Annotated in this window: 8 protein-coding genes and 2 tRNA genes; 6 read left to right on the forward strand and 4 right to left on the reverse strand. The window is 53.5% G+C overall.

Features of this window, described 5'->3' with window-relative positions; all coding sequences use genetic code 11:
• Positions 1 to 158: 158 nt before the first annotated feature.
• From ptrA to recD, 3 genes are read left to right on the forward strand one after another with little or no spacing between them, the layout of a single operon-like run.
• Positions 159 to 3,047 carry a pitrilysin gene (gene ptrA / locus J4617_RS09410; protein WP_017465486.1) on the forward strand — a complete coding sequence of 963 codons (2,889 nt, stop codon included), beginning with the start codon at positions 159 to 161 and terminating at the stop codon, positions 3,045 to 3,047.
• Positions 3,040 to 6,585, forward strand: a complete 3,546-nt coding sequence (gene recB / locus J4617_RS09415; RefSeq protein ID WP_001000533.1) for an exodeoxyribonuclease V subunit beta — start codon at positions 3,040 to 3,042, stop codon at positions 6,583 to 6,585. The genes ptrA and recB overlap by 8 nt, the downstream gene beginning before the upstream one ends.
• Positions 6,582 to 8,417, forward strand: a complete 1,836-nt coding sequence (recD, locus tag J4617_RS09420; protein ID WP_001660909.1) for an exodeoxyribonuclease V subunit alpha — start codon at positions 6,582 to 6,584, stop codon at positions 8,415 to 8,417. Before recB ends, recD begins: the two co-directional genes overlap by 4 nt.
• Positions 8,418 to 8,519: 102 nt before the next feature.
• On the opposite strand, the gene argA is transcribed toward recD, so the two are convergent.
• The gene (gene argA, locus J4617_RS09425; RefSeq protein ID WP_000588964.1) at positions 8,520 to 9,851 is read right to left on the reverse strand and encodes an amino-acid N-acetyltransferase; all 1,332 of its coding nucleotides are present in this window, start codon (positions 9,849 to 9,851) and stop codon (positions 8,520 to 8,522) included.
• Positions 9,852 to 10,083: 232 nt separating this feature from the next.
• On the opposite strand from argA, the gene amiC reads away from it, so the two are divergent.
• The gene (gene amiC / locus J4617_RS09430) at positions 10,084 to 11,337 is read left to right on the forward strand and encodes an N-acetylmuramoyl-L-alanine amidase AmiC (protein ID WP_000011919.1); all 1,254 of its coding nucleotides are present in this window, start codon (positions 10,084 to 10,086) and stop codon (positions 11,335 to 11,337) included.
• A 109-nt stretch (positions 11,338 to 11,446) separates the two neighbouring features.
• Here the strand turns inward: amiC and J4617_RS09435 are convergent.
• Both J4617_RS09435 and J4617_RS09440 read right to left on the reverse strand, forming a co-directional pair.
• Positions 11,447 to 11,523, reverse strand: a tRNA-Met gene (locus tag J4617_RS09435).
• A gap of 29 nt (positions 11,524 to 11,552) precedes the next feature.
• Positions 11,553 to 11,629: transfer RNA gene (locus J4617_RS09440), tRNA-Met, on the reverse strand.
• 207 nt (positions 11,630 to 11,836) lie between these two features.
• Here J4617_RS09440 and mltA point away from each other — a divergent pair.
• The gene (gene mltA, locus J4617_RS09445) at positions 11,837 to 12,934 is read left to right on the forward strand and encodes a murein transglycosylase A (RefSeq protein WP_000678621.1); all 1,098 of its coding nucleotides are present in this window, start codon (positions 11,837 to 11,839) and stop codon (positions 12,932 to 12,934) included.
• Positions 12,935 to 13,043: 109 nt separating this feature from the next.
• Positions 13,044 to 13,850: a tRNA cyclic N6-threonylcarbamoyladenosine(37) synthase TcdA gene (tcdA, locus tag J4617_RS09450; RefSeq protein WP_000117748.1), complete on the forward strand. Its 807-nt coding sequence runs from the start codon at positions 13,044 to 13,046 to the stop codon at positions 13,848 to 13,850.
• Positions 13,851 to 13,901: 51 nt separating this feature from the next.
• On the opposite strand, the gene rarD is transcribed toward tcdA, so the two are convergent.
• On the reverse strand, positions 13,902 to 14,789 hold the full coding sequence (rarD, locus tag J4617_RS09455) for an EamA family transporter RarD (RefSeq protein WP_077907200.1): 888 nt from the start codon (positions 14,787 to 14,789) through the stop codon (positions 13,902 to 13,904).
• Positions 14,790 to 14,875: the final 86 nt, after the last annotated feature.

Here is a 14,875-nt window from a genome sequence, read left to right on the forward strand (position 1 = left end):
TTAAAAGGCTTCGACTATGATGCGCTCTTCGTCACGGACTGATTACTGATAAAAAAATGCTGCCTGGTTCAGCACAATAATATCCCGTTCCGCTCAGGTCGATGGTTTACGTGACCATACAGATGAGTGGGAATGAAAGTTAATGATGAGGTCCGTGAATGCCCCGCAGCACCTGGTTCAAAGCGTTATTGTTATTGGTCGCCCTCTGGGGGCCTGCAGTTCAGGCGGATATCGGTTGGCAACCGCTGCAAGAAACTATCCGTAAAAGCGATAAAGATACCCGGCAGTATCAGGCGATACGTCTTGATAATGACATGGTGGTGTTGCTCGTATCCGATCCGCAGGCTGTAAAGTCGCTTTCAGCGTTAGTGGTGCCCGTTGGATCGCTTGAAGATCCTGAGGCTCATCAGGGGCTTGCTCATTATCTTGAGCATATGTGCCTGATGGGGTCAAAAAAATATCCGCAGGCGGATAGCCTTGCCGAATACCTTAAAAGACATGGCGGTAGCCACAACGCCAGCACCGCGCCTTATCGAACAGCCTTCTACCTGGAGGTTGAAAACGACGCGCTTCCAGGTGCCGTAGATCGACTGGCCGACGCCATTGCCGCGCCATTGCTCAATAAAAAGTATGCCGAACGCGAACGAAACGCGGTGAATGCCGAGCTGACGATGGCGCGCACCCGCGACGGTATGCGTATGGCGCAGGTAAGCGCCGAAACCATTAACCCGGCGCATCCAGGCTCGCACTTTTCTGGCGGCAATCTGGAAACGCTAAGCGATAAGCCGGGAAATCCGGTGCAACAGGCGTTGATCGCTTTTCATGAAAAATACTATTCATCTAATCTGATGAAGGCGGTGATTTACAGTAATAAACCCTTGCCGGAACTGGCGAGTATTGCCGCCGCAACCTATGGTCGCGTGCCGAATAAACAGATTAAAAAACCGGAAATTACCGTACCTGTCATCACCGAGGCGCAGAAGGGCATCATTATTCATTACGTGCCGGCGCTACCGCGTAAAGTGCTGCGCGTGGAGTTTCGTATTGATAACAATAGCGCGCAGTTCCGTAGCAAGACCGATGAACTGGTCTCTTATCTGATTGGCAATCGTAGCCCGGGGACGCTCTCTGACTGGCTGCAAAAACAAGGACTGGTCGAAGGTATTAGCGCGGATTCCGATCCGATTGTTAATGGTAACAGCGGCGTATTTGCCATTTCGGCAACGCTGACTGATAAAGGTTTGGCCAATCGTGATGAAGTCGTCGCGGCTATTTTCAGCTATCTCAATACGTTACGTGAAAAAGGGATAGATAAACGTTACTTTGACGAGCTGGCGCATGTGCTGGATCTCGACTTCCGCTATCCGTCGATTACCCGCGATATGGACTATGTCGAATGGCTGGCGGACACTATGATCCGCGTCCCGGTAGCGCATACGCTGGATGCGGCGAATATCGCCGATCGTTACGATCCTGCCGCTATCAAAAATCGCCTGGCGATGATGACGCCGCAGAATGCGCGCATCTGGTACATCAGTCCCCAGGAACCCCATAATAAGATTGCGTATTTTGTGGATGCGCCTTATCAGGTCGATAAGATTAGCGAACAGACGTTTAAAAACTGGCAGCAAAAAGCACAGAGCATTGCGTTGTCGCTGCCGGAGTTAAACCCCTATATTCCTGATGATTTCACGCTTGTTAAGAATGACAAAAACTACGTGCGGCCAGAACTGATTGTCGATAAAGCGGATTTGCGCGTGGTTTATGCGCCGAGTCGTTATTTCGCCAGCGAGCCAAAAGCTGACGTGAGCGTGGTATTGCGTAACCCGCAGGCGATGGACAGCGCCCGCAATCAGGTACTGTTCGCCCTTAATGATTATCTGGCGGGAATGGCGCTCGATCAGCTCAGCAACCAGGCGGCAGTGGGCGGCATTAGCTTTTCCACTAACGCCAACAATGGTCTGATGGTCACTGCGAACGGTTATACCCAGCGTTTGCCGCAGCTTTTCCTGGCGTTGCTGGAAGGATATTTTAGCTACGACGCCACGGAGGAACAGCTGGCGCAGGCGAAATCCTGGTATACGCAGATGATGGATTCTGCGGAGAAGGGAAAAGCCTACGAACAGGCGATTATGCCGGTGCAGATGATTTCGCAGGTGCCTTATTTTTCCCGTGATGAACGTCGCGCTTTGCTGCCGTCCATTACGTTAAAAGAGGTGATGGCCTATCGTAATGCGTTAAAAACGGGCGCTCGTCCGGAATTTCTGGTTATAGGAAATATGAGCGAAGCCCAGGCGACCTCTCTGGCGCAAGATGTCCAAAAACAGCTCGCGGCGAACGGATCGGCGTGGTGTCGTAACAAAGACGTGGTGGTTGAGAAAAAGCAGTCCGTAATATTTGAAAAAGCGGGCAGTAGCACCGACTCCGCGTTAGCCGCGGTCTTTGTCCCGGTCGGCTACGACGAGTATGTCAGCGCCGCCTACAGCGCGATGTTAGGTCAGATTGTTCAACCGTGGTTTTACAATCAGCTACGAACCGAAGAGCAACTGGGATACGCCGTTTTCGCCTTTCCGATGAGCGTTGGCCGTCAGTGGGGAATGGGATTCCTGCTACAGAGCAACGATAAACAGCCCTCTTACCTGTGGCAACGCTATCAGGCATTTTTCCCTGACGCCGAGGCGAAGCTGAGGGCGATGAAGCCGGAAGAGTTCGCCCAAATTCAGCAGGCGATCATTACGCAAATGCGCCAGGCGCCGCAAACGTTGGGCGAAGAAGCATCCCGTTTAAGCAAGGATTTCGATCGGGGTAATATGCGCTTTGACTCGCGTGATAAAATCATCGCTCAGATAAAATTGCTGACGCCACAAAAGCTTGCCGACTTCTTCCACCAGGCGGTGGTGGAACCACAAGGTATGGCAATATTGTCACAGATTGCCGGTAGCCAGAATGGAAAAGCAGAATACGTGCATCCGACAGGCTGGAAAGTGTGGGATAACGTCAGCGCATTGCAGCAAACGTTACCTCTAATGAGCGAAAAGAATGAATGATGTCGCCGAGACTCTTGATCCTCTGCGCTTGCCCCTGACAGGCGAGCGTCTGATTGAAGCATCAGCGGGCACAGGCAAAACGTTTACTATCGCGGCGCTGTATCTGCGGTTATTGCTCGGTTTAGGCGGCAGTGCCGCATTTCCCCGTCCGTTGACCGTTGAAGAACTGCTGGTGGTAACCTTTACGGAGGCCGCCACTGAAGAGCTGCGTGGGCGAATCCGCAGTAATATCCATGAGTTGCGCATCGCCTGTCTGCGGGAAAGCACGGATAATCCGCTGTATGCCCGCTTGCTGGAAGAAATTAGCGACAAAAAGCAGGCCGCGCAGTGGTTATTACTGGCGGAACGACAAATGGACGAGGCCGCGGTCTTTACCATCCACGGTTTTTGCCAGCGTATGCTCAGCCTGAATGCTTTCGAATCCGGTATGTTGTTTGAGCAACAGCTTATTGAAGACGAATCTTTGTTGCGTTATCAGGCCTGCGCCGATTTCTGGCGGCGTCATTGCTATCCGCTGCCGCGCGACATCGCGCAGGTGGTGTTTGACGTGTGGAAGGGACCGAAGGCGCTCTTAAAGGATATCGATCGTTATCTGCAGGGCGAAGCGCCGGTCATTAAAGCGCCGCCATCGCAGGAGGAGACGCTGGCATCGCGCCATGAACAGATCCTGGCGCGCATCAACCAGGTGAAGCAGCAGTGGTGTGAGGCGGTTAGCGAGCTGGACGCGCTGATCGAATCATCCGGCATCGATCGCAGAAAATTCAACCGCGGCAATCAGGCAAAATGGATCGAAAAGATCACCGCGTGGGCGCAAGAAGAGACTAAAAATTATCAATTACCTGAGGCGTTGGGAAAATTTTCACAGCGTTTTTTAGCTGAGCGCACCAAAGCTGGCGGCGTGACGCCCCAGCACCCATTGTTTGTCGCCATTGATAACCTGTTGGGCGAACCGCTATCGATTAAAGATCTGGTTCTTACCCGAGCGCTCTCAGAGATCCGTGAAACGGTGGCTCAGGAAAAACGCCGGCGCGGCGAGCTGGGGTTTGACGATATGCTCAGCCGTTTAGATACCGCGCTGCGTAGTGAAAGCGGCGAGGCGCTGGCTGCGGCGATTCGTACCCGTTTTCCGGTGGCGATGATCGATGAATTTCAGGATACCGACCCACAACAGTACCGTATTTTTCGCCGTATCTGGCGACATCAACCCGATACGGCGCTATTGCTGATTGGCGATCCTAAACAGGCGATTTATGCGTTTCGTGGCGCGGATATCTTTACCTACATGAAGGCTCGCAGCGAAGTGAGCGCGCACTATACGCTTGACACTAACTGGCGCTCCGCGCCGGGGATGGTGAATAGCGTTAACAAGCTGTTCAGTCAGATGAACGACGCCTTTATGTTCCGCGATATTCCCTTCAGTCCGGTAAAGTTTGCGCCCAGAAACCAGTCGCTGCAATTTAAAGTGAATGACGCGCCTCAACCGGCGATGACCCTGTGGCTAATGGAGGGGGAAAGCTGCGGTTCGGGCGATTATCAAAGTTATATGGCGCAGGTGTGCGCCACGCAAATTCGCGACTGGCTGCGCGCCGGGCAAACGGGCGACGCGCTGCTGACGAACGGCGATTCGTCGCGGCCCGTTCGCGCCTCGGATATTAGCGTGCTGGTGCGCAGCAGGCGTGAGGCCGCGCTGATACGGGATGCGCTGACCTTACTGGCGATCCCCTCCGTCTATCTTTCTAACCGCGACAGCGTATTCGAAACGCTCGAAGCGCAGGAGATGCTGTGGGTGTTGCAGGCGGTGATGGCGCCCGAACGTGAGAATACGCTGCGTAGCGCTCTGGCGACATCAATGATGGGCCTTACCGCGCTGGATATCGAAACGCTTAACAATGATGAAAATGCGTGGGATGCGGTTGTCGAAGAGTTTGATGGCTACCGACAGATTTGGCATAAACGCGGCGTGATGCCTATGCTGCGCGCGCTAATGTCGGCGCGCAATATTGCTGAAAACCTGCTGGCGACGGCGGGAGGTGAACGTCGGCTGACGGATATTCTGCATATTAGCGAACTGTTACAGGAAGCCGGTTCGCAGCTGGAAAGCGAACATGCGCTGGTGCGTTGGCTGGCGCAACATATCCTTGAACCCGATAGCAATGCTTCCAGCCAGCAACTACGTCTGGAAAGCGATAAGCATCTGGTGCAAATCGTCACCATTCATAAATCGAAAGGTCTGGAATACCCGCTGGTCTGGTTACCTTTTATCACCCATTTCCGCGTGCAGGACCAGGCTTTTTATCACGACAGGCACTCCTACGAGGCGGTGCTGGACCTTAGTCACGCCGAAGAGAGCATAGCACTGGCGGAAGCCGAACGCCTGGCGGAAGACCTGCGCCTACTTTATGTCGCGCTGACCCGTGCAGTGTGGCATTGCAGCCTCGGCGTCGCGCCGCTGGTACGGCGTCGCAGCGATAAGAAAGGCGAGACGGATGTGCACCAAAGCGCGCTTGGGCGACTCCTGCAAAAAGGCGAACCGATGGATGCCGCAGGCCTTCGCGCCTGTATTGAGGCGCTATGCGACGAGGATATCGTGTGTCGAACGCCAGGCAACACGGATAACGACCGCTGGCAAATTGCCGCTGCATCGCATGCGGAACTCAGCGCCAGAACGCTGCAACGCCTGCTTTATGATAGCTGGCGCGTCACCAGTTATTCCGGTTTGCAGCAGCGGGGACATAGCGTGGCGCAAGATCTTATTCCTCGTCTCGACATTGACGCCGCAGGCGTTGGCGAAGCGGCGGAAGCGCCGGCAATGACGCCGCATCACTTTCCTCGCGGGGCATCGCCGGGAACATTTTTGCACAGCCTGTTTGAAGAGCTTGATTTTACTCAACCGATAGACCCCCAATGGGTACAGGAAAAACTGGAGCTGAGTGGTTTTGAAACGCGATGGGAGCCCGTACTTACCCGCTGGCTGGACACCGTGTTACACGTTCCCCTTAACGAGACGGGCGTTAGTCTGAGCGTGCTGACCGAGCGTGAAAAACAGGTCGAAATGGAGTTTTATCTGCCGATTGCCCAGCCGCTTACCGCCGGAGAGCTGGATGCGTTGATTCGTCGGTACGACCCGCTTTCAGCAGGTTGCCCTGCGCTGGATTTCATGCAGGTTCGCGGCATGTTAAAGGGCTTTATCGACCTGGTGTTCCGTTATGAGGGGCGCTATTATCTGCTCGACTATAAATCTAACTGGCTGGGCGAGGATAGCGCCGCTTATACCCAGACGGCGATGGCTGCGGCTATGCAGGCGCATCGCTATGATTTGCAGTACCAGCTTTATACGCTGGCATTGCACCGTTACCTTCGTCATCGCATGGCGAATTACGACTATGAACGCCATTTCGGCGGCGTCATCTATCTCTTTTTACGCGGGGTGGATAGCGAACGTCCGCAGCAGGGTATTTTTACCACTCGTCCTGCGGCGGCGTTAATTAACCAACTGGATGATATGTTTGCAGGTGAAATGAGTGAGGAGGCGCAATGACAATCCAGGAGCGGTTGCTGGAGGCCGTTGAACAAAAACTCTTACGGCCCATTGATGCCCAGTTTGCTTTAACCGTCGCCGGTAACGACGATCCCGCCGTGACGCTGGCGGCAGCGCTGCTTAGTCATGACGCAGGTGAAGGTCACGTGTGTCTGCCGTTGTCGCGTTTAACGTTAACGGAGGAGGCGCATCCCTTACTGGTCGCCTGGATAAGCGAAACGGCTACGCCAATCGACTGGAAAAAGCGGTTACTGGCGTCTGCGGCGGTTAGCTGCGGCGATAGCCCCGCGCCGTTAATTCTGTGCGGCGATCGTCTCTACCTGAATCGCATGTGGTGCAACGAGCGTACGGTTGCGCGCTTTTTTAACGAGGTTAACCAGGCCATCGCCGTAGATGAAGATCAGTTATCCCGTATTCTGGACGCGCTATTCCCTCCGACAGACGAGGTGAACTGGCAAAAGGTGGCCGCCGCCGTAGCGCTAACTCGCCGTATCTCCGTGATTTCAGGCGGTCCCGGCACCGGTAAAACCACCACCGTCGCGAAGCTGCTGGCGGCATTAATTCAAATGGCGGATGGCGAACGTTGCCGTATCCGGCTGGCAGCGCCGACCGGGAAAGCGGCCGCACGCCTGACGGAGTCGCTCGGCGCGGCGTTGCGTCAGCTTCCACTTACCGATGCGCAGAAAAAGCGTATACCGGAGGACGCCAGTACGCTGCACCGACTGCTAGGCGCACAGCCCGGCAGCCAGCGATTACGCCATCATGCGGGCAACCCGCTGCATCTGGACGTGCTGGTGGTCGATGAAGCATCAATGATTGATTTGCCGATGATGTCACGTTTGATTGACGCTCTGCCGCCGCACGGGCGGGTCATTTTTCTTGGCGATCGCGATCAGTTGGCATCCGTTGAGGCGGGCGCTGTGTTGGGCGATATTTGCGCCTATGTCAACGCAGGGTTTACGGCGGAACGCGCTCGACAGCTAAGTCGACTAACAGGGAGCGCCATTCCGGCGGGGGCCGGAACGCAAGCCGCGTCTTTACGCGATAGCCTCTGTTTGTTGCAAAAGAGCTACCGTTTCGGCAGCGATTCTGGCATCGGCAAGCTGGCGGCGGCGATTAACTGCGGCGACAGGTCGGCAATCCAGGCTGTTTTTCAGCAGGGGTTTAGCGATATAGAGAAGCGTACATTGCAAAGCAGCGACGATTATGCCGGGATGCTGGATGAAGCGCTGGCGGGCTATGGGCGCTACCTGCGGTTGCTGCATGAAAAAGCGGCGCCGGAGGCAATCCTTCAGGCTTTCAATGAGTATCAACTGCTTTGTGCGCTGCGCGAAGGCCCATTTGGCGTGAGGGGACTGAATGACCGCATTGAGCAGGCGATGGTGCAGCAACGAAAAATTCAGCGGCATCCGCACTCTCGCTGGTATGAAGGGCGTCCGGTAATGATTGCGCGCAACGATAGCGCGCTGGGGTTATTTAACGGCGATATTGGTATTGCGCTCGATCGCGGGCAGGGGTTACGCGTCTGGTTTGTGATGCCGGACGGCACGATCAAGTCCGTTCAGCCCAGCCGTCTGCCGGAACATGATACAACCTGGGCGATGACGGTACATAAATCACAGGGGTCTGAATTTGATCACGCCGCGCTGATTTTACCCAGCCAGCGTTCGCCGGTCGTGACGCGGGAGCTGGTGTATACCGCTGTTACGCGGGCGCGGCGGCGGTTATCGCTGTATGCCGATGAACGGATCCTGGCAGGCGCGATTGTGACGCGTACGGAACGGCGCAGCGGGTTAGCCACCTTATTTGATGAAGTCAGTCGTACCGGATAAGACGAGTTCTCGCCGGATGGCGACGCGTAGCGTCTTATCCGGCCTCCAAATGATGCTTTCGAGCGTAGGCCTGATAAGCGCAGCGCCATCAGGCCCACCTTGTTATCCTAAATCCGCCATCAGCACCTTTGAACGTCGCTGATAGTTATACATTTTTTTCTTGCTCTCAGGCAGTAACTCAATATCGACAGGCGTAAAACCGCGCTCCTGAAACCAGTGAATACTGCGCGTCGTCAGCACAAACAATTTACGCAGCCCCATTTGCCGCGCCTGGGCGGCAACCCGCTCCAGAAGCACTTCTCCACGCGATGAGCTGCGGTAATCCGGATGTACCGCTACGCAGGCCATTTCGCCTATTTTCTCTTCCACAAAAGGATACAGCGCCGCGCAGGCGATAGTCATATTATCGCGCTGAATAATGGTAAATTTATCGATCTCCATCTCCAGTTGTTCACGGGAACGGCGTACCAGAATGCCCTGCTGTTCCAGTGGGCGGATAAGCTCCAGAATACCGCCAATATCGTTGATGGTGGCGCGGCGGATCTGCTCGGCGCTCTCCATGACGATCTGCGTACCGATACCGTCACGCGAGAACAGTTCCTGTAATAGCGAGCCATCTTCCTGATAGCTGATCAGATGGCAACGACGAACGCCGCTACGACAGGCTTTTACCGCGCCGCGCAAAAAACGTACGGTTCCGGAGTTGTAGTCGCCCTGCGCTTCCAACTCTTCCACCCGCGCCTGTGCTTCATTCGGGAAGAGTTCAGAAATGATGCCGCCCTCGCTATTGGTAACGCCCTGAGAAGAACAGAAACCGATCATTTTTTCCGCTTTCAGTTTAACGGCGAGTTGAGTGGCAATCTCTTCTGAGGTCAGATTAAAACTTTCGCCGGTCACTGAGACGGCGACCGGCCCCATCAGAACGATCGCGCCGTTATCCAACTGGCGGTTGATCGCATCTTCATCAATGCGCCGGATACGGCCGCTATGACAGTAGTCCACGCCATCATCAACGCCCAGCGGCTGCGCAATGGTGAAATTGCCACTGACGACATTAATGTGCGCGCCCTGCAACGGCGTATTGTTCAGACTCATCGACAGACGGGCGGTAATATCAAGCTGGAGTAAACCGGCGGCCTGTTTCACCAGCTCCAGTGCTTTGGCGTCCGTCACCCGCGTGTTTTTGTGGTAAATCGGTTCATGATGATGCGCGGCCAGATTGGCGTCGATTTGCGGTCGCGCGCCATACACCACGACAAGGCGAATACCGAGGCTATGCAGTAGCCCGATATCGCTAACGATGCTGGAAAAATTGTCATGCTCAATGGCTTCGCCGCCGAGCATAATGACAAAGGTTTTTCCGCGATGGGTGTTGATATAGGGAACTGAATGGCGAAACCCTTCTACCAGTTCGGTTTTACGTTCCTTTATCATTGCGCGCCCCACTAGTGAATTATTATTCGAAATTAGTGTATTTTTATTCTGTTTTTGCCCTCTGTGCAAGCGTAAATTTTATGCGGTCCGATCGCTTTTCTTAGTAATGCCGTGAATATAAAAAGAATGTTTACCCTTTTATAGATGACAGATTATGCGTCATTCGCTAAAGTTTCCGGTCAATTTGGATGAACTTTGTATGATCTCTATTTAGTTTTTGCTCGGGAGAAGCATGTCGGGAGCCAATTCAGCAATCAGCCGTCGCCGTTTACTACAAGGCGCGGGCGCCATGTGGCTATTAAGCGTGAGCCAGGTCGGGCTGGCTGCCGTAAGCCAGGTCGTTGCGGTGCGTATCTGGCCTGCGTCCAGCTATACCCGCGTCACGGTAGAGTCGAATCGTCTGCTGAAATATAAACAATTTGCCTTAAGTAACCCGGACCGCGTGGTAGTAGATATTGAGGATGTGAATCTGAACTCGGTGCTTAAAGGCATTGGCGCGCAGATTCGCAGCGACGATCCGTATATCAAATCCGCAAGGGTAGGGCAGTTTGATCCTAAGACTGTGCGTATGGTCTTTGAGCTAAAACAAAACGTGAAGCCGCAGCTATTTGCGCTGGCGCCTGTGGCAGGCTTTAAAGAACGTCTGGTGATGGATCTTTATCCTGCCAATGCGCAGGATATGCAGGATCCGCTGCTGGCGCTGCTGGAAGACTACAATAAAGGCGATCTGGATAAACAGGTGCCGCCTTCGCAAAGCGGGCCGCAGCCCGGTAAAGCGGGGCGCGATCGTCCCATTGTCATTATGCTTGATCCGGGACACGGCGGCGAAGACCCCGGCGCGATAGGCAAATACAAAACACGTGAAAAAGACGTGGTGCTCCAGATAGCCCGCCGCCTGCGCGCGTTGATCGAAAAAGAAGGCAACATGAAGGTCTATATGACGCGCAATGAAGACATCTTCATTCCGTTAAAAGTCCGGGTGGCGAAAGCGCAGAAACAGCGCGCCGACCTGTTTGTCTCTATTCATGCGGATGCCTTCACCAGCCGGCAGCCTAGCGGTTCATCCGTATTCGCACTATCGACCAAAGGCGCCACCAGTACCGCGGCGAAATATCTGGCGCAAACGCAGAACGCCTCGGACTTAATTGGCGGCGTGAGCAAAAGCGGTGACCGTTATGTCGACCATACGATGTTCGATATGGTGCAATCGCTGACCATTGCCGATAGTTTGAAATTCGGTAAAGCGGTGTTGAAGCAGCTTGGTAAAATTAATGACCTGCATAAAAACAAGGTCGAGCAGGCGGGGTTTGCGGTGTTAAAGGCGCCCGATATTCCGTCTATTCTGGTCGAGACGGCGTTTATCAGTAACATTGAAGAAGAACGCAAGCTCAAGACCGCGACGTTCCAGCAACAGGTCGCAGAGTCGATTCTGGCGGGCATTAAAGCGTATTTTGCCGATGGGGCGACGCTGGCGAGAAGAAGTTAACCTGAGATGACGGCGAGTTTATTGCGCGGGTAAGTAGGATGCTGCCCGCACTGTCGTTGCGGACCAGACGACAGATACAAAAAAACACCCGTAAGGGTGTTCATTAAGTTGGTTGCGGGGGCCGGATTTGAACCGACGACCTTCGGGTTATGAGCCCGACGAGCTACCAGGCTGCTCCACCCCGCGTCCGTCTAAACTTGCATTCTCATTGTAATTGGTTGCGGGGGCCGGATTTGAACCGACGACCTTCGGGTTATGAGCCCGACGAGCTACCAGGCTGCTCCACCCCGCGTCCGTGGATGCGCACTATACTCCGCTGAGCTTTTGTTGCAACCCTTTTTTCATATAAATCGCTAATTTCTCATGAATTGCGCAAATACACCGCAGATAGCGCGATTTTTAAACGAATTTACATAATGAGATCGCGATCGCATTTCATTACTCCGGACGGTTTGTTATCTTCACCGGGCACTTTCGATTACGCAGAAGACGAGACACCATGAAAGGACGTTGGGCAAAATATGTGGCGACAGGCGTAATGCTGGCAATGCTGGCTGCCTGTTCATCAAAACCGACCGATCGCGGTCAGCAATATAAGGACGGGAAATTTACCCAGCCCTTCTCCCTGGTAAACCAGCCGGACGCAGTGGGTGCGCCGATTAATGCTGGTGACTTTGCCGAGCAGGTCGACCAGATCCGTTCCGCGTCGCCGCGTTTATACACCAATCAAAGCAACGTCTATAACGCTGTCCAGAACTGGTTACGTTCCGGAGGCGATACGCGCACTATGCGCCAGTTTGGTATCGATGCCTGGCAGATGGAAGGCACCGACAACTACGGTAACGTCCAGTTCACGGGCTACTATACGCCCGTCGTTCAGGCTCGCCATACGCGCCAGGGCGCGTTCCAGTATCCTATCTATAGTATGCCGCCAAAACGCGGACGCTTACCGTCCCGCGCTCAGATCTACGCAGGCGCGCTGAGCGATAAGTACATCCTGGCCTGGAGTAATTCGCTGATGGATAACTTTATTATGGATGTCCAGGGAAGCGGTTATATTGATTTCGGTGACGGTAGTCCGCTGAACTTCTTTAGTTATGCCGGTAAAAACGGCTGGCCTTATCGCAGTATTGGTAAAGTGCTTATCGATCGCGGTGAAGTGAAAAAAGAAGATATGTCGATGCAGGCTATACGCGAATGGGGAGAGAAGCACAGCGAAGCGGAAGTGCGTGAATTACTGGAGCAGAACCCGTCGTTCGTCTTCTTTAAGCCGCAATCTTTTGCGCCGGTCAAAGGCGCCAGCGCTGTACCGCTGATTGGGCGAGCATCCGTCGCCTCCGACCGCAGCATCATTCCGCCTGGCACGACCTTGTTGGCGGAAGTACCGTTGCTGGATAACAACGGTAAATTTAGCGGTCAGTATGAGCTACGTTTGATGGTCGCACTGGATGTCGGCGGAGCGATTAAAGGCCAGCACTTTGATATTTACCAGGGAATTGGCCCGGATGCCGGGCATCGTGCCGGATGGTATAATCACTATGGTCGCGTCTGGGTGTTAAAAAGCGCGCCGGGCGCCGGTAACGTGTTTAGCGGCTGATTGTGGTATTCTGCGACAACCGGATTGCCCGATAACGCGATCGCTATCGGGCCTGAAAATAGTGAGCAGGGGTGAGGAATAACCTCACCTTTTTTTATTCTGAGGTCATATGTCAGTGGTGATAAGTGATGCCTGGCGCCAACGCTTTGGCGGCACCGCGCGTCTGTACGGTGAAAAAGCGCTGCAGCGGTTTGCTGAGGCGCATATCTGCGTCGTGGGAATCGGCGGGGTGGGATCATGGGCGGCAGAGGCGCTGGCGCGTACGGGCATCGGCGCGATTACGCTGATTGATATGGACGATGTCTGCGTGACCAATACGAACCGTCAGATCCATGCGTTGCGTGATAACGTCGGGTTGGCGAAAGCGGAAGTGATGGCCGAACGGATTCGGCAAATTAACCCGGAGTGCCGGGTAACGGTTATCGATGATTTCATCACGCCGGATAATGTGGCGGGTTATATGAACGCGGGTTTTACCTATGTCATTGACGCCATTGACAGCGTTCGTCCAAAAGCCGCGCTGATTGCGTACTGTCGCCGATATAAGGTTCCTTTAGTGACCACTGGCGGCGCGGGCGGGCAGATCGATCCGACGCAAATCCAGGTCGCTGATTTGGCGAAAACCATCCAGGATCCGCTGGCGGCAAAACTGCGCGAGAGATTGAAACATAATTTTGGCGTAGTGAAGAACAGTAAAGGTAAACTGGGCGTGGACTGCGTTTTTTCCACCGAAGCGCTGGTTTACCCACAGGCGGACGGTTCCGTATGCGCGATGAAAGCTACCGCAGAAGGGCCAAAACGGATGGATTGCGCCTCTGGCTTCGGCGCGGCGACGATGGTGACGGCAACGTTCGGTTTTGTCGCCGTTTCCCATGCGCTGAAGAAGATCATGGCTAAAGCGGCGCGACAAGAATAAAAGGACGGGGCGGAGTGTCACGCAGACGCGTATCCGGCCCTGCGCCCTTCGTTAGCGAAAGAAGCGCTGTACCCTGCCGAACACCGGTTTCAGACGGGCGCGGAGATAATGGGAATATAAATTTTCAGATATGCATAGAAACAACCCGAACCATACTGCACAAAAGCAGAGCAGTTCCGCGTAATTAATGTGCTCGCCAAATATCATAATGGCAAGTAAGAACTGTAAAGACGGCTCTATATATTGCGCCAGTCCGGTGACAATCAACGAGGTGTGATTTAACGCGATGGCAAATAATACCAGTGGAATGATCGTCACTGGCGCCGTCATGACATACAAAAAGAAAGGAGTATTAGTGGATATAATTGGTCCGCTATCGCTAAAGAGAAAAATTAATAGTGAGACAGGCAATGCCCATAATGTTTCAATCGTTATCGATGTCATCACATCATAATGTATAAACTTTCGCGCCAGGCCATATAGCGCAAATGATAATCCCATGGTTAGCGCCAGCGCCGGGAAATGCCGTAACATGATAATTTGAAAAGTCAGGCCACAGACACCAGAAAAAACGGCGATGGCCTGAAACAACGACAGTTTTTCTTTAAGAAAAATGCATCCCAGCGCAATAACAAATAGCGGGTTGATAAAATAGCCGAGGCTGGCATCAAGCACCAGATGATGGGTTAGCGCATAAATAAAAGATGACCATGAGACAATCATCAAAAGTCCGGCGATCATGCAGAAGAAAAAAGATTTTTTATCTTTCCAGGCATCATGAAATCGCGTTCGCTGCCGAAATAACAATCTTACTGCCAGTAATAATGGAATTGACCAGAACACCCGGTATATCAATATTTGTGCGAGATTTCCCCCTGATAAATATTGATAATATAAAGGTGTTAACCCCCATAATATAAATGCCAGTACCACAAACATGGTACCGCTACGCAGATATTTTTCCACTTATCCATATCCTGTTATAACTTCACCCGATGCGTATGAATTTTCCAGTTCTCCTGCTA

It is taken from the genome of Salmonella sp. 32010601201800023SM, assembly GCF_017572235.1.
GTDB classification, from domain to species: domain Bacteria; phylum Pseudomonadota; class Gammaproteobacteria; order Enterobacterales; family Enterobacteriaceae; genus Salmonella; species Salmonella enterica.